Raw genomic sequence first — 26,914 nt, forward strand, 5'->3', positions numbered from 1 at the left:
CCGCCGAGGGTGAAGAAGTCGTCGTGCGCACCGACGCGGTGGTCGGAACCCAGCTCCAGCACATCGGCGAAGACCTCGGCGACGATCTCCTCGATGGGAGTGGCCGGGGCCTGGAACTCGCGCACCTCGAAGGCGGGCGCGGGCAGGGCGCGGCGATCCAGCTTGCCGTTCGGGGTCAGCGGGATCTCGTGCAGCACAACGTAAGCCGACGGCACCATATAGGCCGGAAGGTTGCGTTGCACACCGGCCTTCACCGCGTCCAGATCGATCACGCCGCTGGCCGGAACCAGGTACGCCACGATCTGATCGCCGAGCCGGTCGTCCGAGCGCACGATCACCGCGGCCTGGCTGACCTGCGGGCGCGCCAGCACGGCCGCCTCGATCTCGCCGAGCTCGATGCGGAAGCCGCGCACCTTGACCTGGTCGTCGGCGCGGCCGAGGTAGACCAGATCGCCCTCGGCGCTCCACTTGGCCATATCGCCGGAGCGGTACAGCCGGGCGCCGGACTCGCCGTCGAACGGGCTGGCCACGAAGCGGGCCGCGGACAGATCCGGGCGACCCAGGTAGCCGCGCGCCAATTGCTCACCGGCGACATAGATCTCACCCGGCACGCCCACCGGCACCGGGCGCAGGCGGGTGTCGAGCAGGTAGACCCGCAGGCCCGGGATGGCCTGGCCGATGAGGCTGCCGTTGGCGGCGGCCACCGCGGCCTTGTCGAGCGCACGGTAGGTGACGTGCACCGTGGTCTCGGTGATGCCGTACATGTTGATCAGGCGCGGCGCGTCGTCCTCGTGCCGCTTGTACCAGTCGTTGAGGCGGCGGAGCTCCAGCGCCTCACCGCCGTACACGACATAGCGCAGCGACAGCGGATCCGCGGACTTGCCGGCGATCCGGTCCATCTCGGCCAGCTGGTAGAACGCCGACGGGGTCTGGTTGAGCACCGTCACGCGCTCTTCGCGCAGCAGCTCCAGGAACTGCTCGGGCGAGCGCGAGGTGAAGTAGTCGACCACGACCAGGGTGCCGCCGAACAGCAGCGGGCCCCACAGCTCCCACACCGAGAAGTCGAACGCGTAGGAGTGGAACATGGTCCACACGTCGTTCTCGTCGAAGTGGAACCAGGCATCGGTGTTGTCGAAGAGCCGCACCACATTTCGGTGCGGGATCAGCACACCCTTGGGGCGGCCGGTGGAGCCCGAGGTGTAGATGACGTACGCGATATCGGCCGGGCGCAGGGTGCCGCGGCGATCGGCGTCGGTCAGCGGTGACGAATCCAGCTCCGCGACAGCCGGATCGTCCACGGTCAGCACGGGAACCGCTGCGGGCAGCTGCAATTCGTGCCGGGCGGTGGTCACCACGCAGATCGGATCGGCGTCGGAGAGCATGAAGGCGATGCGCTCGGCCGGATAGGTCGGGTCGACCGGCAGGTAGCCCGCGCCCGCCTTGAGCACCGCCAGCAGCGCCACGACCAGATCGGCCGAGCGCGGCAGGGCCACCGCGACCAGGGTGTCGGGGCGTGCCCCGGCCTCGATCAGGGCGCGCGCCAACTGATTCGCGCGCTCGTCGAGCTCGCTGTAGGTCAGGCGCTCGCCGTCGAAGACGACGGCGGTGCGGTCGGCGTGCTCGGCCACCGCGGTCTCGAACAGGTCGACCAGGGTGAGCTCGCGGCCGGAATCCGGTCCCGCCGAGATCCATTCGCCGGTGACCAGCGCAAGTTCGGCGTCGTCGAGCAGGTCGATATCGCCGATGACGGCTTCCGGATCGGCGGTGACCGTCTCCAGGATGCGCAGCAGTCGCGTCGTGAAGGACTCGACGGTGGCCTTGTCGAACAGATCGCTCGCGTACTGTGCGACGGCCTCGATGCCGCGCAGATCGCCCTGGGCGCCGCGCTTCTCGGTGAGCGTCCACTGCAGGTCGAACTTGGCGATGTCGACGTCGACCTCGTCGGCGCTGACCGACAGGCCCGGCAGTTCGACCGCGGCGTGCGACATCTCCTGGAACGACAGCATGACCTGGAACAGCGGGTGCCGCGACTGCGAGCGCGCCGGGTTGAGCACCTCGACCAGTCGCTCGAAGGGAACGTCCGCGTGCGCGAAGGCCGAGAGATCGGATTCCCGTGTGCGGCGCAGGAAGTCGGCGAAGCGCTCGTCGCCGTCCACCTCGGAGCGCAGCACCAGGGTGTTGACGAACATGCCGATCAGATCGTCGAGCGCCTGCTCGCCGCGGCCCGCGATCGGGGTGCCCATCGAGATGTCGGTGGACCCGCTCAGCCGGGCCAGCAGCACCGCGATCGAGGCGTGCATGACCATGAAGAGGCTGACGCCGTTGGCGCGGGCCAGCTCGACCAGGCGGCGGTGCAGATCGGCGTCGATCTCGAAGCGCACCCGATCACCGGCGAACGTCGGTTCGGCCGGGCGCGGGCGGTCCGAGGGCAGGTCCAGCTGGTCCGGCAGGCCCGCCAAAGTCTCACGCCAGTAGGCGATCTGGCGGGCGGCCATGGATTCGGCATCCGACTCCGAGCCCAGCAGCTCGCGCTGCCAGATGCTGAAGTCCTGGTACTGCACCGGCAGCGGCGTCCAGGCCGGCTCCTGGCCGGACATGCGGGCCAGGTAGGCCGCGGTCATATCGCGCGAGAGCGGGCCGAACGAGAAGCCGTCGGCGGCGATGTGGTGCACGACGAAGGCGACGGCCAGATCGACGTCGTCGGGTTCGTCGGCGACGCGGAACACCCGCACGCGGATCGGCAGCTGGGTCGACACGTCGAAGCCCGCCGAGGCGAATTCCGCCAGCGCCGACGGTAGTTCGGCCTCGGCGAGGTCGACGATGTCGATGCCCAGATCCACCTCGTCGACCGGCAGCACCCGCTGGAAGCCGCCGTCACCGGACTCGGGGAAGATGGTGCGCAGCGATTCCTGGCGCGCCACCACATCGCCCAGCGCCAGCTGCAGCGCCTCGATATCGACCTGCCCGCGCATCCGCACCACGAACGGCAGGTTGTAGGTCGGGACGGTCGGGTCGAACTGGTTGAGGAACCACATGCGCTGCTGCGCCAGCGACAGCGGCACCCGCTCCGGGCGCTCCTGCGCGACCAGCGGCGGACGCGAAAGATCGGACGGGCCGGCGGCTTCCACGCGCGCGGCCAGACCGGCGACCGTCGGGGTCTCGAACAGCGCGCGCACGCCCAGCCGCGTCGAGAACGCGGCCGAGATGCGGGCGACCACCTGGGTGGCGACCAGCGAGTTGCCGCCCAGATCGAAGAAGTTGTCGTCCACGCCGACGCGTTCGTGGCCGAGCACATCGGCGAACACGCCCGCCACGATCTCCTCGGCGGCGGTGCGGGGCGCACGGTAACCGGCGGCGTCCGCGCTGAACACCGGCTCCGGCAGGGCCTTGCGGTCCAGCTTGCCGGAGGTGTTGAGCGGGAACGCATCCAGCACCATGATCGCCGCCGGGACCATGTAGGTCGGCAGCTTCTCGGCGACGAAGCGGGTCAGCTCGGCCGGGTCCACGGTCAGGCCCGGCATCGGTACCACGTAGGCGACCAGCTGCTGACCGGTCGCGGTGTCCATGACCAGCACGGCGGCCTGGCTCACGGCCGGGTGCGCGAGCAGATCGGTCTCGATCTCGCCCAGCTCGATGCGCTGGCCGCGGAACTTGACCTGGAAGTCGGTGCGGCCGATGTACTCCAGCGCGCCGGACTCGTTCCAGCGCACCAGGTCACCGGTGCGATACATGCGCTCGGAAGTCCCGAACGGGTTGGCCACGAAGCGATCCGAGGTCAGATCCGGGCGACCCTTGTAGCCGCGCGCCAGCTGGCGGCCCGCGAGATAGAGCTCACCCGAAGCACCGATCGCGGCCGGGCGCAGACGCGAATCCAGTACGTAGACTTCGACATTCCACTCGGGCAGACCGATCGGCACCGTGACGGTGTCGGCCTCGGTGTTCTCCCAGTAGGTGACCGAGACCGCGGCCTCGGTGGGGCCGTACAGGTTGTGCAGGCCCGCGTCCGAGATCGCGCGGAAGCCCGCGCCGGTCTCCGGCGGCAGCGCCTCACCGATCACGAAAACGTAGCGCAGCGAGGCACATTGGGCGCGCGTCGCGTGCGAGACGAAGACCGTCAGCATGGACGGCACGAAGTCGGTGACCGTCACGCCGTGGCGCTCGATCATGTCGGCCACGTACAGCGGATCGCGGTGGCCGTCGGGGGTGGCCACGATCAGCTTCGCGCCGACCAGCAGCGGCATGAAGTAGCCCCACAGCGACACGTCGAAGGTGGTGGCGGTCTTCTGCAGGTAGACGTCGTCCGCGGTCATCGGATACTCGTCGAGCATCCAGAGTTCCTGGTTGACGATGGCGTGGTGGGTGACCGCGACGCCCTTGGGGCGGCCGGTGGAGCCCGAGGTGTAGATGACGTAGGCGGTGTTGTCCGGGCGCAGCGGGGCGATGCGGTCGGCATCGGTCACCGGCTCAGCGGAGTACGCCGACACGTCCAGGGTGTCGATCTCCAAGCGCCGCACCGACTCCGGCAGCTCGAGCTCGTCGCGGGCGGTGGTCAATACGCAGACCGGTCCCGCGGATTCCAGGATGTAGGCGGTGCGATCGGCCGGGTGATCCGGATCGATCGGCACGTACGCACCACCGGCGCGCAGCACCGCGTGCATGCCGACCACCAGGTCCAGCGAACGCCGCATGCCCAGGGCCACCAGCGATTCCGGCCCGACGCCGTCCGCGATCAGGAAGTGCGCCAGGCGGTTGACGCGCTCACCGAACTCGGCGTACGTGAGCTGCTCGCCCTCGAACTCGACGGCGACCCGATCGGCGTTCAGCGGAATCTGCTTGTCCAGCAACGCCGGAAGCGTCGTGACCGGCACCTCGTGCGCGGACTCGTTCCACTCGACCAGCGTGCGGGTGCGCTCGGAGGCGGTGGTGATGGGCAGGCCCCAGACGGCCTGGCCCTCCCCCGCCGCCAGGAAGCGATCGAAGAACTCCAGGAACCGCGCGTGATGGCGCTGGGTCTCGTCCTCGGAGTACAGGTTCGGGTTGGTCTCGAAGTCGATGTGGTTCCGGGTGCCCTTCACCGACTGGTAGAAGTTGACGCCCAGGTCCTCAATGGAACCCGTTGAGAGCACGCTGTATTCACCGGTGATGTCACCGAGCACGACCTCGTTGTGGAACAACATGATGTTGACCCACGGGCCGAAGAACTGCGCGCCCACGTCGCCGCCGGTGAAATCGCCCGCGCTGTCGCGGCGAATGTCCTCGGCCCGGTAGCGCTGGTGGCGCAGCGCGCCGGAGACCTCGACCGTCACCTGCTTGAGCAGTTCGGACACGGTGGTGCCGTGGCCGATACGCAGGCGCAGCGGCACGATATTCGACGCGGCGCCACCGGAGCGGCGCATGATCGCGGTGGTACGAGCGGTCACCGGCAGCGAGAGGATGACGTCCTCATTGCCGGTCCACTGCGCGAGGTAGGCGGCGAACGCGGCGATGAGCAGGCCCGCGGGCGAGGACTCGTGGCGGGCGATGGCCTCGTCCAGCAGGGTGTTCTGATCGCCGGTGAGCGCACCGGTGGCGATCCGGTTGACGGCGGCCGGCGGCGCGGAACGGCCGACCAGGCTGGTGCCGTCCTCGAGCCCGGCGACCCGCTCGGCCCAGTACTCCTTGTCGGACTTGAAGCGACTGGAATCGCGGTAGGCGAATTCCTGCTCGACCAGGGTGGGCAGATCGGTGAGCTTGTGCGGCGCGGGCTCGACGCCCTTGACGAACGCGGTGTACAGCTCGGCGACGCGGGTCAGGTAGGTCACCGCGCCGAAGCCGTCCAGCACGATGTGGTGGATGCGGGCGTACCAGTAGTAATGGCCGTCGGCCAGCTTCAACATGGCCGTCTTGATCAGACGGTCGCGGGTCAGCTCCAGCGGGGCGCTGTAGTCGGCGCGCATCCAGGCGTGGGCGGCCGCGGCGGGATCGGCCTCGGCGGTGAAGTCGACGTGGTAGATGGTGCGGTCCAGCGAGTGGTCCACCATCTGCATGGGCTCGCCGTCACGTTCGACGATGCGCAGGAAGCCCGAGCCGAACTCCTCCGAGCCGTGCACCATGGCGCGTTCGAGCAACTCGATGTCGAGTTCGCCGCGCAGCTCCACGTACTGGGCGATATTGATCGGTACCTGCGGGTCCAGGTGCTGGGAGTACCAGATACCGAGCTGCGCGGGCGACAACGGGAAAAGCTCGCCCGTTCCCGGTGCGATTTCGCTGCCAGCGTCGCCGTTGCCGCCGAAATCCAGCCGGTTCAACCCAAACCTCGCTTCCGGAACACCGCACGCGGCAGCGTTCCCCGCCATAAACCCGAACAGGACGCCAACCGCTTCAGCGTGGCGTCCAGTGCTCGGGGCTCACTTCACCGTAAATTGAGACTCCCTGGGGTATCCCCCCAGCTGGCCGATCTTGTTACATGGGCGCGACCACACCCACCGGCGTTTGCCGGGCCACAGTCGCAATCTTGGTGACGGACACTCGGTCCAATCTACCGTCAGGGTGCAAGCCGCAACCAGAAAGGGCCATAGCCCTTAGCTATCATCGCATTTCGGCCGTTCAGCCAGTGATATGCGACCTATCGCGAGCAGGATCGTACAGGTGCGACTGCGCGCAGTTGACCGATTCGGCCAGTGCTCCGCCCACCAGAATCACCGCCGCCTGCCGCAGTCCGGCGGCCTCCACGCGGTCGGCGATATCGGCCAGGGTGCCGCGCAGAACCTGCTGTTCGGGCTGGGTCGCGCGGTAGACGACGGCCACCGGGCAGTCGGCTCCGTAGTCCGGTGTCAACTCCTCTGCCAGGGTCCGGATCCGGGTGATGGCCAGATGCAGGATCAGGGTCGCCCGGGTCCGCGCGAAGTTGGCCAGCGACTCCGATTCGGGCATAACGGTCGAGCGGGCATGTGTCCGAGTCAACACCACCGACTGCACCTGCTCCGGCACGGTCAGCTCCGCGCCCAGCAGGGCCGCGGCCGCCGCGTAGGCGGGCACGCCCGGCGTCACGTCCCACGGAATACCCAGGGCGTCGAGCCGGGCCTTCTGCTCGGTGAGCGCTGAATATAAGGAGGGATCCCCCGAACACAGCCGGGCGACGTCCTTGCCCTGCGCCTGCGCCCGCGCGCAATGCGCGATGATCTCGTCCAGATCCAGCTTCTGGGTATCGATCAGCTCGGCATCCGGCGCACAGTGCGCCAGCACCTCGGGATCCAGATAGGTCCCCGCGTACAAACACACCGGCGACCGCCGCAGCAGCTCGACCGCCCGCAAGGTCAGCAGATCCGCCGCCCCCGGCCCGGCCCCGATGAAGTGCACTGTCACCGGCCGAGTCTCGCACACGGCCTCAGAACCGCCCGGCGGCCACCAGCACGGCGATGACGAAGAGCACCACGCTGACTGCCACTGTCGCGATATCAGCCGCTGACCTTGAAGTCCGCGATCACCTTCGTCGGCCGCAAACGGACGACGAGCTCACCCGGGACGCCGTTGCGCTTCCCGAACTCCTCCGCCCGGTCCGCACCCATATAGCGAGCCCCGATCTCGGTAGCGGTCCGCACCAACTCATCCAGATCCTCCGAAACCTCGGCCACCCCCTGAACCTGAACAAAGGCATACGGCGGCTCAGCAACATCCACCACCAGACTCAACCGCCCATCCCGCAAAATAGACCGCCCCTTGGCAGTCCCCTTCCCGGTATTGAAAACAATCTCGTCCCCCTCGAGCACAAACCAGATAGGCGCCACCAACGGCCGCCCATCCGCCGCAACGAACGCCAACTTCCCGGTCCGGGTTCCCTCAGTCAGGAACTCGCGTACACGTGGGTCGGAGAGTGTCGCCATCCCGCCACCGTAACGGCTCCGAATACCGAACAACCGCACACCACACCGGCAACGACCGGAGTAGCGAGGCAGGGTAGCTCGTAGAATCGACCCAGGAGGCAGGCCATGACAGCCGTCGATCGGGAGCCCGATATCGATACCGATGAATTCGAAACCCTCGCACGTTTGACAGAGCGCGAAACCGAAGGTGTGCAGCTCGAATACCTCGGCGGGCGAATGGGGGTCAAGGCCGTGCCGGACGGCGATCACAATCGCATCATCCTCTGGCTGATGATGCTGCTGCTCCCCCTCAGCCCAGGATTGGTGCTCCACCAGAACCAAGGGTTGACCGTCGAGTCCTACCGCAAGGGCCGCGCCCGACCAGACGGTGTACTTGCACCACTCGAAGCGTTCGTAGGTACCGGCGAATGGGCGCCCTCGGATCAAGTGGTTATGGCGGTAGAAGTCACCTCACGCGATTCCGATACCAACCGGCGAGATCGCATCGAGAAGCCGCGCGCCTTCGCACAGAGCGAAATCCCCCTCTACTTGCTCATCGATCGTGACAATGCCGAGGTCGTCGTGTACGCCGAGCCGAACGGCAAGGCCTACCAACAGATTTGCAAATATGCGTTCGGCCAGCAGGTGCCGGTGCCGGCACCGCTGGACCTGATCATCGACACCACACCGCTGCAAGACTGGGTCCGCTGACGCCCAAGTGAGTCACGGCTCAGATGGCGCCGCGTTCGCGGGCCCGGGCCACGGCGGAGGTTCGGGATTTGACACCGAGTTTCGAGTAGATGTGGACCAGGTGGGATTTGACGGTGGTTTCGGAGAGGAAGAGGCGTTTGCCTATTTCTCGGTTGGAGTGGCCGTCGGCTACCAGGCGGAGGACTTCGATTTCGCGGGGGCTCAATGTGGTGTCGGGCTTGCGGACTCGGGTCATGAGGCGGGAAGCCACCGACGGGGAGAGGACGCTTTCGCCTTCGGCGGCCGATCGGACCGCTGCGAGGAGTTCGGCGGGTGGGGTGTCCTTGAGGATGTAGCCGACCGCGCCCGCTTCGATGGCGCCGAGGATGTCGGCGTCGGTGTCGTAGTTGGTGACTACCAAGACATTCGGCGGGTTGGGGAGGGCGCGGAGGGCGGCGGTGGCTTCGGCGCCGGACTTGCCGGGGCCGAAGCGAAGGTCCATGAGGACCAGGTCGACCGGCGTGGTGGAGCAGAAGGACACGGAGTCTTCGGCGGTCGCGACCTCGCCGACGACTTCGATGTCGTCGGAATCGGTTTCGGCGAGCCCGGAGTCGAGCAGGGCGCGCAGGCCCGCGCGGACGATGGCGTGGTCGTCGGCGAGGAGGATGCGGATCACTGGTCCTCCAAGGGGAACGAGACGGTGACGGCTGTGTGGCCGGGTTCGGATTCGACGTCCATGGTGCCGCCCTGTTGCTCCACACGATTGCGCATGGCATTGAGACCGAAACTGCCGGAAGGTGATTCGGCCAACACGGCGGGAGCGATACCGACACCGTCGTCGACCACGTCCAGGTGCACCGCGTCATCGGCGTAGGTGAGGGTGATCCGCATGCGCTGAGCCTGCGCGTGCCGCACCACATTCGAGACCGCGCCCTGGGTGATGCGCACCAGCGCGGCCTCGATGGGCATGGGCAGCCGCTGCGGGTCACCCTCCACGAGCACCTGGGCGTCGAGGCCGGGCGCTGCGGCCCGCTCGGCGACGCGGGTGAGCGCGCCCGCGAGGGACTGGCCCTCCAGCGGCGCAGGCGTGAGTTCGGCTATGAGATGGCGGGTTTCGACGAGGCTGTCGGCGGCGGTCTCGCGCGCCAGCCGGATCTTCTCCAGCGCCGGATGATCCGGTGCGGCGCGCTCCACGGCGTGCAGCAGCAGCTGAATGCTGCTGAGCCCCTGGGCAACCGTGTCGTGGATCTCCTGGGCGAGTCGCTCCCGCTCGGCCATCTTGCCCGCGGTGCGCTCCTGCTCGGCGAGAGTGTTTCTGGTGGCGAGCAATTCGTCGATGAGCCGCTGCCGCTCGGCCGCCTCCCGGAACAGTGCACCGTACCCGAGCCCGATGGCGACCGCGACCAGTGCGCCCAGCATGGGCCCGATCACCCCGGCGACCGTCCAGCCGCGGTGCGCGGCGAAACCGACCACCGCGACGACGGTGGCGGCTGTCACCGCCACCAGGCCCCAATAGTGCGGCAGCAGGTGCAAATAGAGGAAGAACAGCCCGAAGACCAGATAGACGGCCAGGGGCGCGACGGTCACCAACCCCAGCCAGAGGACCGTCAGCAGCGCCAGCCACACCCGCGCGCCGACCAGATCGTGCCGGAAGCGGCCGCCCGCGAAATAGACACCGAGGAAGAGCCCGGCCAGCACGATGACCACCGCCGTGTGCGACCCGGCGACAACCTCCTGCACGGCCACGACCACGGTCAATGCCACCACCAACGCGTGCAGCCCAAGCTGCAGGGCGGAGAACACAGGGGTGAGTGGCGAGCGATGCACGCGACCAGCTTATGCCCGGCTATTGCCCCGGCATCCATCGAAAGTAGGAAACGCCGCCGTGCCGTTGGCGGAGCGGGATTCGTTCGGCGGCGCGATGGCCGGAAGCGGTTTCGGCGACAGGCTGTATGTATGTTCGTCGCACTCCGAGATCTGCGGGCCGCCCGCGGCCGCTTCCTCCTCATTTCCCTGGTGGTCACGCTGGTCGCGCTGCTGGTCAGCTTTCTCAGCGGCCTGACGGCGGGCCTGGCGCACCAGAACATTTCCGCCATCCAGGCCTTGAACACCGACACGGTCGTCTTCTCCGACACCGGCTCGTCACCGTCCTTCGACGCCTCGACCCTGACCCAGGAGCAGGTGCAGACCTGGCAGCGAGCCGGCGGCACCGTCGACCCGATCGGCATCAGCCGCACCCGCGCCACCCTCGACGGCGCGTCGCCCACCCAGGTGGCGTTGTTCGGCGTCCAGGGAACCCCATTCGGCAAGCGTGTGGCTACCGATTCGGGCTCGGTCATTCTGTCCAAGGCGGCCGCCAAGGATCTGAATGCCAAGACCGGCGACACCGTCGAACTGGGCTCGGCCAGCTACACCGTGCAGGGTGTCACCGACGACGACTGGTACGCGCACACCCCCGTGGTGTGGATGACCCTGTCCGACTGGCAAACCCTCAATCCGCACTCGGGTGCGGCCACCATCCTCGCCGTCTCCGGCGTGAGCGATGAGAAGGCGGTCAACGCCTCCGCGCACACGACGACGACCAGTTCCAAGGACTCGCTCTCCGCCATGGCCTCCTACCAGGCCGAGAATGGTTCGCTGACGCTCATGACCGTCATGCTGTTCGCCATCTCGGCCCTGGTGATCGGCGCGTTCTTCACGGTGTGGACCGTGCAGCGGCAGCCGGACATCGCGACCCTGAAGGCGCTCGGCGCGACCACCGGCTCGCTGATCCGAGATGCCTTGAGCCAGGCCCTGATCGTGCTGCTGCTCGGAGTCGGTGTGGGCGTTGGCATCACGGTCATCGCCGGGCTGTTCATGGGTGGCGCGGTGCCCTTCATCCTCAGCGTGAGCACCACCCTGTTCCCCGCCGCGGCCCTGATCGTCCTCGGCTTGCTGGGCGCGGCCTTCGCCCTGCGCTTCCTGGTCACCACCGACCCGCTGACCGCCCTCAACCAAGCCCGCTGATGACCACCACAGTTCCCTTGTCTCCCAGGAGCATTGCGATGACCAACGCACTCACCGTCTCCGACCTGACCCTCACCTTCCCCGACGGAGCGGAGCGCATCACCGCCCTCGATCACGTGAATCTGCGCGTGGCGGGCGGCGAGATCGCGGCCATCACCGGCCCTTCCGGCTCCGGTAAGTCGACCCTGCTGGCCACCGTCTCGACCTTGCTGCGCCCGGACTCGGGCCGGGTGGAACTCGAAACCGCCACCGGCACGGTCGATCTCACCTCGCTGAGCCGCGGCGACGCCGCGACCCTGCGCCGTGATTCGATCGGAATCGTCTTCCAGCAGTCCAACCTGGTTCCGGCCCTGACCGCCCTCGAACAGCTCGAGGCCATGGTCCACCTCGGCCAGAGCTGGTTCGTCTCCCCCGGTAAGCGCCGCGAAGCCCGTTCCCGCGCACGGGATCTGCTCGCGGCGGTCGGTCTGACCGGTCACGAGAACAAGCGCCCCGCCCAACTCTCCGGCGGCCAGCGCCAGCGCGTCAACATCGCCCGCGCCCTCATGAACGATCCATCCCTGCTGGTCATCGACGAGCCCACCAGTGCCCTCGACCAGGAACGCGGCGCCGCCATCATCGACCTGATCGTCGGCATAGTCCGCGACCACGGCGCCTCCACCCTCCTGGTTACCCACGACCTGTCCCACCTGGACCAAATGGACTCCGTCTACCGCATGGTCGACGGCGTCCTCACCCAGCAATCCACGGCCTTGGCCGCCTAGCCCTCGACGGCTCGCCGGGCTCGGTCGGCGATCTTGCGGATCTCGTCGGCCAGCTCGGTGGGGGCGTGGACGTGGATGTCGAATCCCAGCTCGAGCAGGCGGTGGGCCACCCAGAAGGGGTCGTCGTCACGGTGCATGTCCAGGACGCAGGCGTCGTCGCCGCGGGGCACCACGTCGCCCGGGGCCTCGCCCAGTCGGCCGATTACTTTTTCGGCCGGTCCGTCGATGTCGACCAGGTAGTGCAAGGTCGGTGTGCCCCAGTCGGTTCGGGCCCCGACGACGTAGGCGGCCGGGTCGGCGGCGGGGAGCTCACGCGGGGCGAAGCGGGCGCCGGTGGCGTGGACGCGGTCGATGCGGTCGGCGCGGAAGCTGCGCCAGTCGGCGCGGTCGAGGTCGTAGCCGACCAGGTACCAGCGTTGTTTGTAGGGGACCAGGCCGACCGGCTCGATATTGCGGCGGGATTCGGATCCGCTGGCGGACTGATAGGCGAAACGGACTCGCTCCCTGTTGGTTACGGCCGCGGCGAGGGCGGTGAGGAGTTCCGGGTCTATCGGGGTACTGGCGGCGCCGGGGGCGGTGGTGGCGGCGCCCAACACCCGGACGCGGCGGCGGAGTTTGGTGGGGAGGACCTGTTCGAGTTTGGTGAGGGCCCGGACCGAGGCCTCCTCGATGCCCGCGATGGACGAGCCCGCGGCGGCGCGCAGGCCGACGGCGATGGCGACGGCCTCCTCGTCGTCGACCAGCAGCGGCGGCATGGCGGCCCCGGCGACCAGGCGGTACCCGCCGGTGGCGCCCATGGTGGCCTCGACGGGATAGCCGAGCTCCCGCAGGCGGTCGATATCGCGGCGAACGGTGCGGTCGGTGACGCCGAGGCGTTCGGCCAGTTCACTGCCCGGCCATTCGCGCGGTGTCTGCAGCAGGGACAGCAGCCGGAGCAGCCGGGCGGGTGTATCGCTCATGTCCTCCATCCTCCGCCGGAAATAGGACGAGAGTAGTCCTAGATGGTTCGTACGGTGGACATATGAACAGCACAGCGATTCGCCCGTTTCGCATCGATATCCCGCAGTCCGATCTGGACGACCTGCACGATCGCCTGGCCCGCGCCCGCTGGTCGGCGCAGCTACCCGGCCAGGACTGGGAGCGCGGGGTGCCGGTGGCCTATCTGCGCGAACTCGCGGAGTACTGGCGCACCGAATTCGACTGGCGCGCACAGGAAGCGGCACTCAATGCCCACCCGCAGTTCCTGACCGAGATCGACGGCCTGGATGTGCACTTTCTCCACATCCGTTCACAGGACCCGGACGCGCTGCCCCTCATCCTCACTCACGGCTGGCCGAACAGCTTCGTCGAATTCACCAAAACCATTCCGCTGCTGACGAAGTCGTTCCACCTGGTGATCCCGTCCGTCCCCGGCTTCGGATTCTCGCAGGCGCCTGGCAAATCAGGGATGAAGCCGAAACGCGTGGCCCGCATGTGGGTGGAGCTCATGGCCCGGCTCGGCTACGACCGCTACGGCGTGCAGGGCGGCGATCTGGGTGCGTACGTGGTCCAGGAAATGGCGATCGCCGATCCGGAACACATTGTGGGCGTTCATATCGACGGCGGCATCGGCCTGCCCACCGCGGCCGACGTCCCCACCATGACCGCCGAGGAACTCGCCGAATGGGACCTCATGCAGAAATGGCAGTCCGGCGTGAACCACCATGTCCTGCTGCGCCAGGCCCCGCAGACCTTCGCCCACGCCTGGACCGACTCCCCCGTCGGCCTGCTCGCCTGGCTGGTCCACAAGTTCAACGAATTCTCGCCGCTGGCAGCGCATCTCGAGGAAGCCGTCGACCGCGATCACCTGCTCGCCAACGTCGCCGTCTACTGGTTCACCAATACCGCCGCCACCTCGTCCTGGCCCATGTACAACGGCCTGGGCGACGACGGTTTCACCTGGCCCGCCGGCCAGAAACTGGTCCCGGTGGGCGTGTACGCGGGCGGCTCCGCGCTCATGCGCCGCCTGGCCGACCGGGACAACACCATCGTCCACTGGCCCGAGGGCAATACCGGCAACCACTTCCTGGCCATGGACGTCCCGGAGGCCCACGCCGCCGATATCCAGACTTTCTTCGCGAAGCTCCGCTAGCTCCCATTCTTGACCAATCGGTCTAGATAGACGTAAGGTTCTCGCCATGGCAAGGACCAAGGAGTTCGATCCCGACACCGTCCTGCGCCGCGCTCTCGAATTGTTCTGGGAGCGCGGCTACGAGGCGACGTCGATGTCGGATCTCGTTGCGCATCTTGGGATTGCCAAGGCGAGCATCTACGCCACCTTCGGCGGCAAGCGCGAGCTGTACCTGAAGGCCCTGCAGCGCTACCTCGACAGCACCGATCCGGTGATCATGGCCGAGTTGTCGCAGCCGGGCCCGGTACTGCCCGCGGTGCGCGCGTTGGTGGAGCGGTTCATTCGCGAAGCCTCCAGTCCCGATAGCTATTTGGGCTGCATGGTCGTCAACAGCGCCGTCGAGATGGCGCGTTGCGACGAGGCCGTCGCGAGGCTGGTCGAGTCCAGCTGGACCCACTTCGAAACGACTCTCACATCGGCCCTGCTGCGCGCCCGCGCGCAGGGTGAATTGTCCGCGGATTCCGATCCGCGCGCACTCGCCCGTTTCCTGCTGGTCTTCTTCCAGGGTGTCCGAGTTCTCGAGCGCACGCCGGATTCCGCTGCGCGCCTGCGTGATGCGGCCCGAACCGCCGTATCCCTGCTCGCCTGAACGTCTTTGCGATTCATCCACAGTCATCCCGGCCGTCCGAATTCAAGACCGATCGTTCTACATAGGAGTTGCTGATTCACATGAGCGCCCGATTCGACGAAAAAGTTGTCCTCATCACCGGTGGCGCCGGCACGATCGCGACGGCAACCGCGCAGGCCTTCGCCGACCGTGGAGCCACCGTGGTCCTCGCGGGCCGGAATGCCGAGCAACTCGCGAAGACCGCCGCGGAAATCAGTGCCGACGGCGGCAAGCTGGACTGGGTGGTCGCCGACGTCACCGACGCCTACCAGGTCGCGGCCGTGGTCGAGGAGGTGGTGCGCCGCCACGGCGGCCTGCACGTGGCCTTCAACAATGCCGGAATCCTGGGCACACCCGCACCGGTCGGCGATATGGACGACAATGACTGGCATCGGGTCCTCGATGTCAATCTGAACGGCGTTTTCCTGTCCATGAAGCACGAGATCTCTCATATGCGCGGCAATGGCGGCGGTGTCATCGTGAATATGGCGTCGAATATCGGCTCGCACGGCCGCCGCCCGGGATTGGCCGCCTATGCCGCCTCCAAGGCCGCCGTGAGCGTGCTGACCCAGACCGCCGCCCGCGACCATATCGGCGAAGGCATTCGCATCAATGCGGTGAGTCCGGGCGCGACCGATACCCGAATGTCCTTCCGCCCCGGTGAAACTCGCGAGGATCGTGATGCCCGCATGGCCACCGCGAATCCGCTCGGCCGAGTCGGCGATCCCGCGGAGATCGCGGCCGCGGTGGTGTGGCTGGCCTCCCCCGAATCCAGTTTCGTCATCGGCCACGATCTCGTCATCGACGGCGGCGCCACCGCCTGATCCCGCGATCTCACAGTCGACTGCCGGGCGCTGCGAACTTTCAATAGCAAATTGGAAGTAGGTTGTTGAACCGGCAGTCATCCCCCTGTCATCTGCGCTGTCTAATGTGCTGGGAATTCGCAGTTCGCGGTATTAGGAGCAGTCGCGATGAGGGACACACTGCCTTCCAAGAACCAAGTCCTTCAGGCTTGTCGAGGGACCGGTCAGCCCAGGCATCCACTACTACGCGCCGCTCACGATCTGACCGCGCTACACGAGCGACTATTGGCCGCCGAACCGGATGAAATGGTCAAACTCGACACGATCCGAACGGATTTGGTGCACGAGATCGACTGCTGGGTGACCGCGCAACTGCCGCCGTCGCACGGCGCGGCCCGGGTCCACACCGAAACCCTGGGCGCGGTCATCGACCGATTGGCCCGGCTCACCGCCGCCGCCTATGCCGCGCTCGCCCGCGAATCCGGCGTGGAACTCACCATGGCGTGGGAGCACCTGGCCGAATTGGCGGTCGGCTACGAGGATTTGGCGTCGGAAGTGAGTACCGGGCGTCGCCGGCTACCGGGCACCCACTGACATCCGTTCGGCCACCGCACCCCGCAGTGCGGCCTTGTCGGTCTCGTCGAGCCAGCACCCTTCCACCGCCGCAAGGGTGAAGGCCGTCAACTGTTCGGCGTCATAACCGAGCGCCTCGTGCAGCACCCGGAAATCATTGGTCGGGTCGGTGCCGAACATCGGCGGATCGTCGGAGTCGATGGTGACCGCCAGCCCCGCCTCGACCATGGCGGCGATCTTCTCGTGCTTACCGTTTCCGCTGCCGGAATAGCGGCCGATATCGGAACTGACCGGCGTGCAGGTGAACACGATCCCCTGGTCCCGGCAGCGCGCCGTGAGCGCCGGATCGTCCACGACGTGATAGCCGTGGTCGACACGGGTGCAGCCGAGAATGTCCAGCAGAATCTCGATATTCCCGGGCGGACCCGATTCCGAATGCGCGGTGCGATGCAATCCGGCTCGACCGGCCAGCCGGAACGCCTCGTGGAACAGCCCTGGCGGACCGTGGATCTCGGCATAGTCCAGCCCGATTCCGACCACCTCGTCGCGCCGGTGCTCGATGACCTGCTCGACGAGTTCGATCGCGGCGGCGGGCGTGTCCTCGCGATTGATCGCGACAATCATCCTGCTGCCGATTCCGGTGTCCTGCTCGGCTTCTCGCATTCCCGCCAGCACACCGTCGAGCACCGTCCGATACTCGACACCGGGATGTGACTGCGGGCTGACGAAGATCTCCCGGTAGAGCACGCCGTGTTCGGCGCCCAGCACCGTCAGCGATTCATAGGTGGTGCGCCGGAAGTCGTCGGCGTCGCGCATCACCCGGCCCACCATGTCGTAGACCCGCAGGAATTCGTCCAGATCCTCGTGACTGTCGATGTCGTACAGATCATCCGCGCCGCGCCCGCCGGGCGGGGAGACCCCGTATTTGCGAGCCAGATCGAGCACCGTCTCCGGCAGCACGGAACCGGTCAGATGGCAGTGCAGGCTGACCTTCGGCAACATGCGGTAGGGAATGCTCACGCCCGCTCCCCCTGCTGCGCCGCCAGCACCCGCGCCGCTTCTCGCGGTGCGTTCGTATTCGGTTGCAGGTAACGCGAACCCGCCAGTTTGACGCGCAGATGCTCGGCCACCGTGACCGGCTCGTACTTGCTGCCCTCGCCGATGCACGACGGCAGCGTCTCGATTACGGCGTCGGCATTTCCGTCGCAGAAGTAGGCCGCGCTGCGCCGACGCCGAATGGTTCCGTCCACCACCGGCGGCTTCACCCGATGCAGCGTGGACAGCCAGCGTTCATTGGTCCAACGGGCCATGAGATCACCGAGATTGACCAGGAGCGCCCCGTCCGCGGGTGCGACATCGTGCCACACTCCATCCGCGCCGAGCACCTGCAAGCCCGCGACCTGGTCGGCCCACAGCACGGTGAGGATGCCGTAGTCGGTGTGCTCGCCCATGCCGGTGAGATCGCCGTCGAGGTCCACCGTGCCCGGCGGCAGCGCATAGTTGTTCATGCGCAGGACATCCTGCGAGTGGTCGATGAACGGTTCGAAGTATCCGTCGGGCAACTCCAACGCCCGGGCGAAGGCCGTCGCCAGCGTCCGCGCGACCCGCGCCGCCTCGGCGAAATACGCTTCCACCGGTTCCCGGAATCCCGGAATCTCTTCCGGCCACACGTTTTCGGCGTAGTCGAGGATGGACAGATCCAGCCCCGGATGCTCGGAGGCCGCGACACCGATATTGAACGCCTCGAAGAAGTCGTTCATGCGCGACGCCGACTCCACGCCCAGACTCAGGCTCAAGCTCTCGCTCTTGGGCGGAGAGTAGCCCCGGTTGATCGGCGGTGGCACCCGATACTGCTTCTTCACCGTCAATTCCAGACCGAAGAAGCGGTCGAGGGCGGCGGCGAAATCGTCCAGGATCGCCTGCGGCACACCGTGTCCGACGACCTGCATGAATCCGACCGTACTGGCGGCCTCGTCGATCGCGCGCGCCACCGCATCGCGGGCTGCGGCGTCGCCGTCGGTGACGAAGGCGGTGATATCGATGATCGGTACTTCGAATGTCATAGTTCATCCTTCCGAGTGGAAACAGCCAGGTAATAGGTGAGCCCGCCGACCAGCAGCCCCGCCGGGACACTCAAATCGGCTCCGCCGCACAGCTTCGCGATCGGCCCGGTGAAGACGGTGGTCTCGATGCACAGCAGGGCGGCGATCATGCCCGCGGCCTGGGCCAGCACGCCGGGCAGGTGCCAGCCGCGCGCCGACTCGAGCCGGTAGCGGCCGCGTCGCAGCAGGTAGTCGACGATGTAGATGGCGGCCCAGGGCGCGAACCAGACGATCATGAACAGCAGGAAGTTGCTGACGAAGGTGTTGAAGTTCGCCGAGAACACCACGATCGCGCCGATGATCGCGCAGATCACCCCGTCCAGCACCACCGCCTGCCAGCGCCCGATCCGAAGTCCGATGGCCTGCAAGGTGACTCCGGAGGAGTACAGGTCGATGGCGTTGAGCGAGATCATCTGGGCGATCACCAGCACCAGGTACGGGGCCAGGAACCAGCCGGGGTACACACTGGGCAGTCCGCTGATCGGATCGGTCGCGTCCTGGGTGAGCATGGCCACGCCGATGCCCAGCACCATGAGCAGCGCCTGCGGGATCGCGCCGCCCAGGGTCACCGCCGCCACGATGCCGCGGCGCGAGGTGCGGCTGGGCAGATAGCGTGAGTAATCGGTGGCATTGGGGGTCCAGCCCAGTCCGCTGGCACTGGACGCGAGCGCCACACCGCCCAGGAAGGCCGCCCACCCGGCCGGATGCCCCACGGCCACATGCCATTTGTCGGCGGTCAGCCAGGCCATCACCAGGAACAGCGCCGCGAACGGCACGACCAGCAGATTCAGCACCCGGGTGATGGCCGCGTGCCCGAGACTGGGCAACAAGCTCTGCGCGATCGAGAACACCACCAGCAGTGCGACTTTCAGCCCGGTGGAGGTGTGCACACCGGCCAGATCCAGCAGCGCCGATCCGGCGAGCACCAGGATCACCAGATCGAGCACCTCGTACCCGATCTGCATAATCCAGTTGCAGAAGGCGATGGGCCGCATGCCGTTTCGGCCGAACGCGGCCCGGCTGACCGCGAAGGTCGTCGTCCCCGCGGCAGGCCCCGGCAGACTGGCCAGCCCGGTGAGCACCCAGGTGGCGGTGCCGATGGCCACCGCCGCCAGCGCCTGCCAGAGGTTCAGGCCGATGGCGACGAGCAGCGTGCCGTACACCACCACCTGAACATTGAGAATGACCCCGCTCCACATGAATCCGAGCCGTCGCACGGTGCCCGTGCGCTCGGCCTCCGGAATATGGTCGATGCCGCGCTGTTCGACCAGGCGCGGGACGGGCTGGGTAGTGGTGGTGACTGGTGGGTCGCCATCGATGACCGACATCGGGCACGCTCCGAGTAAAGCAGGAGTGATAAGTGACAGCAATCAGATTGGCGTTCTTGTATGGCGTGGACGTTCACTCGCGTCACGATTGTGTTAACGCCCGCCCGCTCGCGCGAAACCCGGATCGGGCACACTGGCCTGTGTGAACGACACTGCTGCCACTCCCCGAGACCCCGATGAGGCCACCCTGGCCGAACTGGTCGGGAGCATGGTCCGGGACCTGCGCGAGAAGTCAGGGCTGTCGATGCGGGAGCTGGCCAAGCGCGCGGGCATCAGCCAGCCGTTCCTGAGTCAGATCGAGCGCGGGGTCAGCGCGCCCTCGATGGTCACCACCTATCGCCTGGCCACCGCGCTCGGGGTGACGCCCGGCGATCTACTGCCCGCGCCCGAGTCCGAGCGGGTCACGGTGGTGCGGGCCGATGAGGGCCTGCGGCTCCCCGTCGGCGACCGCCCCGACGCCGCGGTGGGCCGGGCGCTGCACATGCGCCCGAACAGTCCGCTGGAGGTCATCGAATACCTGGTGGAACCGGGCCAGTTCATAGGCGGCTGGTTCGAATCCACCGGCGTGACCGGGGTTTACGTGGTGTCGGGCCAGCTGGAGGTGGAGCTGATCGGCGTGGGCCGAATTCGCCTGGGCCCCAGGGATTTCGTCGACTTTCCCTCGACCATCCGGGACCGCTGGCACCTGGTCGACGACCAGCCGGCGCATGTCCTGCTGGTCATCGCCCAGCCCCGCTGAGCCCCGGCCGCTATCGCTTGCGGGCGGCGTACCAGTCCAGCAGCGCCGGATCGTCGACGGCCGTCGGGGCCACCACCCGGCTCAGGTCCGCGCCCTGGAGCAGCTTCTTGATCGGCACTTCGAGCTTCTTACCGGTGCGGGTGTGCGGAATGCCCGGCGCCTCGATGATCTCGTCGGGCACATGGCGCGGCGACACCTCGGCGCGGATGGCCGCGTTGACCCGCTGCTTCACCTCGTCGGTGAGTTCGACACCGGGTGCGAGGGTGACGAAAAGCGGCATCCAGTAGGCGCCTTCGGGCAGTTCGACGCCGATAACGAGGGCCTCGGCGATCTCCGGGAGCGCCTCCACGGCCTGGTAGATGTCGGCGCTGCCCATTCGAATGCCCTGACGGTTCAGGGTGGAATCCGAGCGGCCGTGCACGACGATGCTGCCGTGCTCGGTGATGGTGATCCAGTCGCCGTGCCGCCAGACACCGGGGAACATCTCGAAGTAGGCGTCCCGGTACCGCGACCCGTCCGGGTCGTTCCAGAACGACACCGGCATGGACGGCATCGGCTTCGTGATGACCAGCTCGCCGACCTCCCCGCGCACCGGATTGCCCTGCTCGTCCCAGGCATCCAGCGCCACACCGAGATACGGCGCGGAGAGCTCGCCCGGCCAGACCGGCACCGTGCGAACCCCGCCGATGAACGCCGACACCACATCGGTGCCGCCGCTGATCGAGGCCACCGGCACGTCCGCGCCGACATTGTCACGCAGCCACAGCGAGGACGACGGCGGCAGCGACGAACCGGTGATGCCGACCAGCCGCAGCGCCGACAGATCGTGATCGGTGCGCGGCACCGCGCCCGCCTTGGCGCTGGCCAGCACGTAGCCGGGACTGGTCCCGAGGACCGTCGCGCCGGTCCGGGAGGCCAACTGCCACAGCGCATCCGGTGTCGGGGCGGCCGGGCTGCCGTCGTAGCAGACGATGCTCGCACCCACCAGCAGACCGGCGATCTGGAAGTTCCACATCATCCAGCTCGGGCTGGTGTACCAGAAGAAGGTGTCGTCCGGACCGATATCGGACTGCAGCGCAACGGCTTTCAGATGCTCGAGCAGCACGCCGCCGTGCCCGTGCACGATGCCCTTGGGTTTGCCGGTGGTGCCGGAGGAGTACAGCACCCACAGCGGATGCGCGAAATCGACTGCGGTGGTGTCGATATCGACATCGCCATCACCCGGCTCGACGTGCCGCCAGGCCAACGTATCGGGAACCGAACCACCGATCCGCGGCACCAGCACGGTCGCCGCCAGCGACGGCAGCCCGGCCCGCAGCGCCTCGATATCGGCCGTCTTGTCGTGCACCTTCCCGCCGAACCGGTAGCCGTCGGCGGTGACGAGCACCTTGGGCTCCAGTTGCCCGAGCCGGTCCAGCGCCGCCTGCGCGGAATAGTCCTGGCCGCAAGCACTCCAGATGGCTCCGATGCTGGCGGTACCCAGGAAGGCGATCACGGCCTCGGGGATGTTCGGCAGGTATCCGGCAACCCGGTCGCCCGGCCCGACACCGAGCCCGCGCAAGGTCTCGGCGAAGGCGGCCGCGGTGGCGATCAGTGCGGCCCAAGAGATTTCGGTGATCTCACCGGTCTCGTCGACGGACAGGATCGCGGGCCGGTCGTCGCGGACCTGGCGCACGATCTGATCCACATAGTTCAGCGTCGTCCCCGGAAACCACTGCGCGCCGGGCATATCCGTGGACCCGAGCACCTCGTCGGACCGCTCGCCCACATCGAAGTAGTCCCAGACCGCACCCCAGAACCCGGCCAGATCCTCGATCGACCACTGCCACAAGGCCCGATAGTCCGGCAGCGACAGCCCCGTCCGCTTCTCGACGAACAGCGCGAAGCTGGTCACCTGTGCCTCGGCGATATCCGCCTCGTCCGGCACCCACTGTGGTTCCACGCTATACCCCATCTACTGCGCGAATCCCGCGCTGCCGGCCGTGGCCGCGCGCTGCACGATTCGCTCGGCATGCCGGATGACCGGCATATCCACCATGCGACCCTCGAAGGTGAAGACACCCCGATGATTCGGCGCTTCCGCCAATAGTCTGCGCGCCCAGTCGACCTCGTCGACGCCCGGCGCGTACGCGGTCCGGATCACCGGAACCTGGCTGGGATGAATGGCCACCTTGGCATCGAATCCGATGGCCACGGCGTCCAGCGACTCGACCGCCAGCCCCTCCAGATCCTTGATATCCAGATACACCGAATCCAGCGCGAACTTCCCGTACGCCTTGGCCGCCAGCAGCGACTGCGAGCGCACGTGCCGCGCCACATCCCGATACCCGCCGTCGGCGTGCCGGGAGGAGTTCCCGCCCAGCGCGGCGACCAGATCCTCCGCACCCCACATGACGCCGATGGCATTGCGCACCATGACCGCCCGGCCGACCGCGAGCGCGCCCAGCGGCGATTCGACGAGCGCGATCACCTCGTAGTCGGCCAGCCGCGTGATCTGTTCGGCCGATTCGCATTTCGGCAGCATGATGCGCCGGTACTCGGTGCGCACCAGCGCGTCCAGATCGAGCATGTGCTCGAGCGTGCCCGCCGCATTGACCCGGACGACGGTGCGTTCGGGATCGAGCGGCGTCGAGATCAGCGCCTCGCGCGCCACCGCCTTGTCCGACTCGGCGACACCGTCTTCCAGATCGATGATCACCACATCGGCGGCGGCGAGCGCCTTGGCGTACCGCTCGGGCCGGTCGGCCGGGCAGAAAAGCCAAGCGGGACCGGGCATTTCCCAACTCATACCGGTTTCTTCCTGACGAGGGTTTTCCGGACGGCGGTGGCCACGACATCACCACTCTGATTGCGCCCGGTGTGCGCGAAGGTCACAATCCCCTCGCCCGGACGGCTCTTGGATTCCCGCAGGTCGGTGACCACGGTCTCCGCGTACAGCGTGTCACCGTGGAAAAGCGGTTTGGGGAAGGCGATATCGGAGAACCCCAGATTCGCGACGATGGTGCCCTGGGTCAGCTGCGCCACCGACAGGCCCACCAGGGTGGACAGTGTGAACATCGAATTCACCAGCCGCTGATGGAAAGGCGGCAGCGCCTCCGAGAACGCGGCATCCAGATGCAGGGCCTGGGTGTTCATGGTCAGCGTCGTGAACAGCACATTGTCGGCCTCGGTGATGGTGCGGCCCGGCCGGTGCTCGTACACCACACCGGTCTCGAACTCCTCGAACCACAAGCCGCGCTGGACGACCCGCTTCACAGAGCTCACAGGCCGAGCTCCCGCCCGATCAGCATCAACTGCACCTCCGTGGTGCCCTCACCGATTTCCAGGATCTTGCTGTCGCGATAGTGCCGGGCCACAGCATATTCGTTCATGAAGCCGTAGCCGCCGAAGATCTGCGTGGCGTCGCGGGCATTGTCCATGGCGGCCTCGCTGGCGACCAGCTTGGCGATGGCGGCTTCCTTCTTGAAGGGCTTGCCGGACAGCATGAGCGCGGCCGCGTCGTAGTAGGCGGTGCGGGCGGCATGGGCGCGCGCCTCCATGCGAGCGATCTTGAACGCGATGGCCTGATTGCTGCCGATGGCCCGCCCGAACGCCTGCCGATCATGCGCGTACCGCACGCTCTCGTCGACACAGCCCTGCGCCGCGCCGACGGACAGCGCCGCGATGGCGATTCGGCCCTCGTCGAGGATCCGCAGGAAGTTGGCGTAGCCGCGACCCCGCTCGCCCAGCAGATTCTCGGCAGGCACCCGCACGTCGTCGAACGACAGCGGATGGGTATCCGACGCATTCCACCCGACCTTGTTGTAGGCCGGCTCGGCGGTGAAGCCGGGAGTGTCGGTCGGCACGATGATCGTGGAGATCTCCTTCTTGCCGTCCACGCCGCCGGTCACCGCGGTCACGGTCACCAGCCGGGTGATATCGGTGCCCGAGTTGGTGATGAACTGCTTGGAGCCGTTGATGATCCAGCTGTCGCCGTCCAGCACCGCCGTGGTCCGGGTGCCGCCCGCATCGCTGCCCGCGCCCGGCTCGGTCAGCCCGAACGCACCCAGCGCACGACCGGAGGCCAGCAGCGGCAGCCACTCCGCCTTCTGCTTGTCATTGCCGAACCGGTAGATCGGCATGGCGCCCAGCGAGACACCCGCCTCCAGCGTGATGGCCACGCTCTGGTCGACCTTGCCCAGTTCCTCGAGCGCCAGGCACAGCGCGAAGTAATCCCCGCCCATGCCGCCGAATTCCTCCGGGAACGGCAGGCCGAACAGGCCCATATCGGCCATGCCCGCGACGACCTCGTACGGGAAGCTGTGCTCGGCATCGTGCTTGGCGGCGACCGGGGCCACTACCTGATTGGCGAAATCACGCACGGTGAGCGCGAGCTGGCGGTACTCGTCGGGCAAAGTTCCGGTGGACAGGAAATCGGTCATGACTGAATGTTCTCCTCGGCGATGATGCGGGCCAGCGGCTGTTCGAGTTTCACTTGCGCACCCGCTTCGACCAGCAGCTCGACGCGGCCGGCAATGGGTGCGGTGAGGGCGTGCTCCATCTTCATGGCCTCCACCACCACGATGGGCGTCCCCGCCTCGACGTGCGCGCCATCGGCGACGGGGGTGGCGATGACGGAACCCGGCATGGGGCTTTGGATTTCGGCGTCACCGACGTGCGCGTCACCGGCGCGGACGTCGAGTTCGGCGACCTCGCGGAGCAGCGCGGTGCCGGTCCGGTCGGCGACCCAGATCTGGCCCGGCTGGGTGGCGACGCGGAAGGCGGTGCGAAGGCCGTCAAGGGTCACCGTCAGCGAGGAACCCTCGGAAAGGACGGCCAGCGAGCGCTTTTCGCCCTCCTCAACCCAGGCGGTGGCTTGCGACGGGGTCCCTTCGATGTACACATGCGCCGTCCGATCGCCTCCGATCAGCCGAACCCCAACGGGCGCATGTTCCCCGACTCGCCAACCGCTGGGCTGCAGCCACGGATCGGCGGGCCCATCCGGGAACCGCCCCACCCACAACTGCGCGGCAGCAGCGATGAACTGCTCGTCCGTGACAGCGGCAGGTGTGAAATCCACGGCCCGCCGATCCAGCAGACCCGTATCCAGCCGCCCCGCCAGCACATCCGAATCCGCGAGCAGGAACCGCGCGAAGTCGATATTCGTCCGCACCCCGAGAATCTGCGTATCCCGCAGCGCCCCATCCAGTTTGGCGATCGCAGCGGCCCGATCCGAGGCATGCGCGATGACCTTCGACAGCATCGGGTCGTAATCGGTCCCGACCACGGTCCCCGCCCGCAGCCCCGAATCCACCCGCACGCCGGGCCCTTCCGGCTCCGACAAGGCCAGCACGGTGCCACCGGTCGGCAGGAAATCGCGCCCCGGATCCTCCGCGTACACCCGCGCCTCGATGGCGTGCCCGGTGAGCCGGATGTCCTCCTGCGCGGCCGCCAGCTTCTGCCCGGCCGCGATGCGCACCTGGCATTCCACCAGATCGACGCCGGTCACCAGCTCGGTCACCGGATGCTCGACCTGGAGCCGGGTATTCATCTCCATGAAGAAGAACTCGTCCGGAGCATCCGCGGAAACAATGAATTCCACGGTCCCCGCGCCCACGTAATCCACACTGCGCGCGGTATTGCAGGCCGCCGCACCGATCCGGGCCCGGGTCCTCGCGTCCAGCAATGGCGACGGTGCTTCCTCGATCACCTTCTGATGCCGCCGCTGCAGGCTGCATTCGCGCTCGCCCAGATGCAGCACATGCCCGAACTGGTCGGCCAGAATCTGCACCTCGATATGCCGGGGCCGGGTGACGAAGCGTTCCAGGAACAGCGTGTCGTCCCCGAACGCTGCCCCGGCCTCACGACGCGCACTCACCAGTGCGGCAGGCAGATCGGCCGGGTCGTCCACCCGCCGCATCCCCTTACCGCCGCCACCGGCCGACGGCTTGACCAGCACCGGATACCCGATTTCGGTTGCGGCGTCGATCAATTCGGCATCGGTGAGCCCGGGCTTGGCGATGCCGGGCACCACCGGCACCCCGTATTCGGCCACCGCGTTCTTGGCGGTGATCTTGTCGCCCATGACCTCGATGGCCCGCGCCGACGGGCCGAGGAACGCGATCCCCGCATCCTCGAGCGTCGCCGCGAAGGCCGAATTCTCCGACAGGAAGCCGTATCCCGGATGCACGGCCTGCGCACCGGACCGCACGGCGGCCGAAACGACTTTCTCGATGCTCAGGTACGACTCCCGAGCCGGTGCCGGTCCCAGCCGCACGGCCGTATCCGCCTCCCGCACGTGACGGGCACCCG

22 protein-coding genes (1 of these 22 running past the window's edge) are annotated in these 26,914 nt (G+C 67.5%); 8 read left to right on the forward strand and 14 right to left on the reverse strand.

All coding sequences use genetic code 11. The annotated features are described in order from the left end of the window. The 3 genes from ON43_RS30080 to ON43_RS30090 all read right to left on the reverse strand — a co-directional run. Nucleotides 1-6,287, reverse strand: part of the annotated coding region (locus tag ON43_RS30080; protein ID WP_040812994.1) for a non-ribosomal peptide synthetase (this coding region is incomplete at its 3' end). 20,825 nt of the annotated region lie to the left of the window's left edge; 6,287 of its 27,112 annotated nt are in view. A 298-nt stretch (nucleotides 6,288-6,585) separates the two neighbouring features. Beyond that, nucleotides 6,586-7,344 (reverse strand): precorrin-4 C(11)-methyltransferase, encoded by a 759-nt coding sequence (cobM, locus tag ON43_RS30085; RefSeq protein ID WP_040813021.1) that lies wholly within the window; start codon nucleotides 7,342-7,344, stop codon nucleotides 6,586-6,588. A 92-nt stretch (nucleotides 7,345-7,436) separates the two neighbouring features. Then, complete coding sequence (locus ON43_RS30090) at nucleotides 7,437-7,862, reverse strand: PPOX class F420-dependent oxidoreductase (RefSeq protein ID WP_040812996.1); 426 nt, start codon at nucleotides 7,860-7,862, stop codon at nucleotides 7,437-7,439. A 105-nt stretch (nucleotides 7,863-7,967) separates the two neighbouring features. Here ON43_RS30090 and ON43_RS30095 point away from each other — a divergent pair, with 105 nt between their 5' ends. Beyond that, nucleotides 7,968-8,552, forward strand: coding sequence for a Uma2 family endonuclease (locus ON43_RS30095; RefSeq protein ID WP_040812998.1), 585 nt, complete (start codon nucleotides 7,968-7,970; stop codon nucleotides 8,550-8,552). A gap of 19 nt (nucleotides 8,553-8,571) precedes the next feature. On the opposite strand, the gene ON43_RS30100 is transcribed toward ON43_RS30095, so the two are convergent. Together ON43_RS30100 and ON43_RS30105 are read right to left on the reverse strand one after the other, a co-directional pair. After that, entirely contained in the window at nucleotides 8,572-9,207 is a 636-nt protein-coding gene (locus ON43_RS30100) for a LuxR C-terminal-related transcriptional regulator (protein ID WP_040813000.1), read from the reverse strand. Beyond that, a complete protein-coding gene (locus tag ON43_RS30105) occupies nucleotides 9,204-10,358 on the reverse strand; it encodes a sensor histidine kinase (RefSeq protein WP_040813002.1) in 1,155 nt (384 codons plus the stop codon). The genes ON43_RS30100 and ON43_RS30105 overlap by 4 nt, the downstream gene beginning before the upstream one ends. A 129-nt stretch (nucleotides 10,359-10,487) precedes the next feature. On the opposite strand from ON43_RS30105, the gene ON43_RS30110 reads away from it, so the two are divergent. Continuing rightward, complete coding sequence (locus ON43_RS30110; protein WP_040813004.1) at nucleotides 10,488-11,537, forward strand: ABC transporter permease; 1,050 nt, start codon at nucleotides 10,488-10,490, stop codon at nucleotides 11,535-11,537. A gap of 38 nt (nucleotides 11,538-11,575) precedes the next feature. Continuing rightward, nucleotides 11,576-12,301 (forward strand): ABC transporter ATP-binding protein, encoded by a 726-nt coding sequence (locus tag ON43_RS30115; protein ID WP_040813006.1) that lies wholly within the window; start codon nucleotides 11,576-11,578, stop codon nucleotides 12,299-12,301. Here ON43_RS30115 and ON43_RS30120 read toward each other — a convergent pair. Continuing rightward, nucleotides 12,298-13,260, reverse strand: a complete 963-nt coding sequence (locus tag ON43_RS30120; protein ID WP_040813023.1) for a helix-turn-helix transcriptional regulator — start codon at nucleotides 13,258-13,260, stop codon at nucleotides 12,298-12,300. The genes ON43_RS30115 and ON43_RS30120 overlap by 4 nt on opposite strands. A 62-nt stretch (nucleotides 13,261-13,322) precedes the next feature. Here ON43_RS30120 and ON43_RS30125 point away from each other — a divergent pair, with 62 nt between their 5' ends. The 4 genes from ON43_RS30125 (at nucleotide 13,323) to ON43_RS30140 (ending at nucleotide 16,475) form a co-directional block, all read left to right on the forward strand. Continuing rightward, a complete protein-coding gene (locus tag ON43_RS30125) occupies nucleotides 13,323-14,432 on the forward strand; it encodes an epoxide hydrolase family protein (protein ID WP_040813008.1) in 1,110 nt (369 codons plus the stop codon). Between the two features lie 46 nt (nucleotides 14,433-14,478). After that, nucleotides 14,479-15,060 carry a TetR/AcrR family transcriptional regulator gene (locus ON43_RS30130; protein WP_040813009.1) on the forward strand — a complete coding sequence of 194 codons (582 nt, stop codon included), beginning with the start codon at nucleotides 14,479-14,481 and terminating at the stop codon, nucleotides 15,058-15,060. Nucleotides 15,061-15,140: 80 nt separating this feature from the next. Further along, nucleotides 15,141-15,902, forward strand: a complete 762-nt coding sequence (locus ON43_RS30135) for an SDR family NAD(P)-dependent oxidoreductase (protein ID WP_040813025.1) — start codon at nucleotides 15,141-15,143, stop codon at nucleotides 15,900-15,902. Nucleotides 15,903-16,049: 147 nt separating this feature from the next. Continuing rightward, nucleotides 16,050-16,475: a DUF4254 domain-containing protein gene (locus ON43_RS30140; RefSeq protein WP_040813012.1), complete on the forward strand. Its 426-nt coding sequence runs from the start codon at nucleotides 16,050-16,052 to the stop codon at nucleotides 16,473-16,475. On the opposite strand, the gene add is transcribed toward ON43_RS30140, so the two are convergent. Genes add through ON43_RS30155 form a run of 3 tightly spaced genes read right to left on the reverse strand, consistent with a single transcriptional unit; the run spans nucleotide 16,458 to nucleotide 19,884 of the window. After that, the gene (add, locus tag ON43_RS30145; RefSeq protein WP_245568811.1) at nucleotides 16,458-17,474 is read right to left on the reverse strand and encodes an adenosine deaminase; all 1,017 of its coding nucleotides are present in this window, start codon (nucleotides 17,472-17,474) and stop codon (nucleotides 16,458-16,460) included. The two genes, ON43_RS30140 and add, sit on opposite strands and share 18 nt — an antisense overlap. Beyond that, the gene (locus ON43_RS30150; RefSeq protein WP_040813013.1) at nucleotides 17,471-18,517 is read right to left on the reverse strand and encodes an isopenicillin N synthase family dioxygenase; all 1,047 of its coding nucleotides are present in this window, start codon (nucleotides 18,515-18,517) and stop codon (nucleotides 17,471-17,473) included. Before ON43_RS30150 ends, add begins: the two co-directional genes overlap by 4 nt. Beyond that, nucleotides 18,514-19,884, reverse strand: coding sequence for a purine-cytosine permease family protein (locus ON43_RS30155; protein ID WP_051179444.1), 1,371 nt, complete (start codon nucleotides 19,882-19,884; stop codon nucleotides 18,514-18,516). Before ON43_RS30155 ends, ON43_RS30150 begins: the two co-directional genes overlap by 4 nt. Nucleotides 19,885-20,026: 142 nt before the next feature. On the opposite strand from ON43_RS30155, the gene ON43_RS30160 reads away from it, so the two are divergent. Next, nucleotides 20,027-20,623, forward strand: coding sequence for a helix-turn-helix domain-containing protein (locus ON43_RS30160; protein ID WP_040813014.1), 597 nt, complete (start codon nucleotides 20,027-20,029; stop codon nucleotides 20,621-20,623). Between the two features lie 10 nt (nucleotides 20,624-20,633). On the opposite strand, the gene ON43_RS30165 is transcribed toward ON43_RS30160, so the two are convergent. The 5 genes from ON43_RS30165 to ON43_RS30185 form a co-directional block, all read right to left on the reverse strand. Then, nucleotides 20,634-22,577 carry an acetoacetate--CoA ligase gene (locus ON43_RS30165; RefSeq protein WP_040813015.1) on the reverse strand — a complete coding sequence of 648 codons (1,944 nt, stop codon included), beginning with the start codon at nucleotides 22,575-22,577 and terminating at the stop codon, nucleotides 20,634-20,636. Beyond that, nucleotides 22,578-23,411 (reverse strand): HpcH/HpaI aldolase/citrate lyase family protein, encoded by an 834-nt coding sequence (locus ON43_RS30170; protein WP_040813016.1) that lies wholly within the window; start codon nucleotides 23,409-23,411, stop codon nucleotides 22,578-22,580. It abuts the gene before it with no gap. After that, entirely contained in the window at nucleotides 23,408-23,887 is a 480-nt protein-coding gene (locus ON43_RS30175; RefSeq protein ID WP_040813017.1) for a MaoC family dehydratase, read from the reverse strand. The genes ON43_RS30170 and ON43_RS30175 overlap by 4 nt, the downstream gene beginning before the upstream one ends. After that, nucleotides 23,884-25,044 (reverse strand): acyl-CoA dehydrogenase family protein, encoded by a 1,161-nt coding sequence (locus tag ON43_RS30180; protein WP_040813019.1) that lies wholly within the window; start codon nucleotides 25,042-25,044, stop codon nucleotides 23,884-23,886. Before ON43_RS30180 ends, ON43_RS30175 begins: the two co-directional genes overlap by 4 nt. Next, nucleotides 25,041-26,914, reverse strand: a 1,874-nt coding sequence (locus ON43_RS30185; RefSeq protein ID WP_040813029.1) for an ATP-binding protein, incomplete at its 5' end; no start/stop codon positions are given. The genes ON43_RS30180 and ON43_RS30185, both read right to left, overlap by 4 nt.

The sequence above is a fragment of the Nocardia concava NBRC 100430 genome (assembly GCF_000308815.1).
GTDB lineage: Bacteria > Actinomycetota > Actinomycetes > Mycobacteriales > Mycobacteriaceae > Nocardia > Nocardia concava.

Coding starts and splice junctions, on each gene's coding strand:
- ON43_RS30090 (WP_040812996.1), bottom strand. CDS start 7,862: ATGGCGACACTCTCCGACCCACGTGTACGCGAGTTCCTGACTGAGGGA.
- ON43_RS30095 (WP_040812998.1), top strand. CDS start 7,968: ATGACAGCCGTCGATCGGGAGCCCGATATCGATACCGATGAATTCGAA.
- ON43_RS30110 (WP_040813004.1), top strand. CDS start 10,488: ATGTTCGTCGCACTCCGAGATCTGCGGGCCGCCCGCGGCCGCTTCCTC.
- ON43_RS30115 (WP_040813006.1), top strand. CDS start 11,576: ATGACCAACGCACTCACCGTCTCCGACCTGACCCTCACCTTCCCCGAC.
- ON43_RS30120 (WP_040813023.1), bottom strand. CDS start 13,260: ATGAGCGATACACCCGCCCGGCTGCTCCGGCTGCTGTCCCTGCTGCAG.
- ON43_RS30125 (WP_040813008.1), top strand. CDS start 13,323: ATGAACAGCACAGCGATTCGCCCGTTTCGCATCGATATCCCGCAGTCC.
- ON43_RS30130 (WP_040813009.1), top strand. CDS start 14,479: ATGGCAAGGACCAAGGAGTTCGATCCCGACACCGTCCTGCGCCGCGCT.
- ON43_RS30135 (WP_040813025.1), top strand. CDS start 15,141: ATGAGCGCCCGATTCGACGAAAAAGTTGTCCTCATCACCGGTGGCGCC.
- ON43_RS30140 (WP_040813012.1), top strand. CDS start 16,050: ATGAGGGACACACTGCCTTCCAAGAACCAAGTCCTTCAGGCTTGTCGA.
- ON43_RS30150 (WP_040813013.1), bottom strand. CDS start 18,517: ATGACATTCGAAGTACCGATCATCGATATCACCGCCTTCGTCACCGAC.
- ON43_RS30155 (WP_051179444.1), bottom strand. CDS start 19,884: ATGTCGGTCATCGATGGCGACCCACCAGTCACCACCACTACCCAGCCC.
- ON43_RS30165 (WP_040813015.1), bottom strand. CDS start 22,577: ATGGGGTATAGCGTGGAACCACAGTGGGTGCCGGACGAGGCGGATATC.
- ON43_RS30170 (WP_040813016.1), bottom strand. CDS start 23,411: ATGAGTTGGGAAATGCCCGGTCCCGCTTGGCTTTTCTGCCCGGCCGAC.
- ON43_RS30180 (WP_040813019.1), bottom strand. CDS start 25,044: ATGACCGATTTCCTGTCCACCGGAACTTTGCCCGACGAGTACCGCCAG.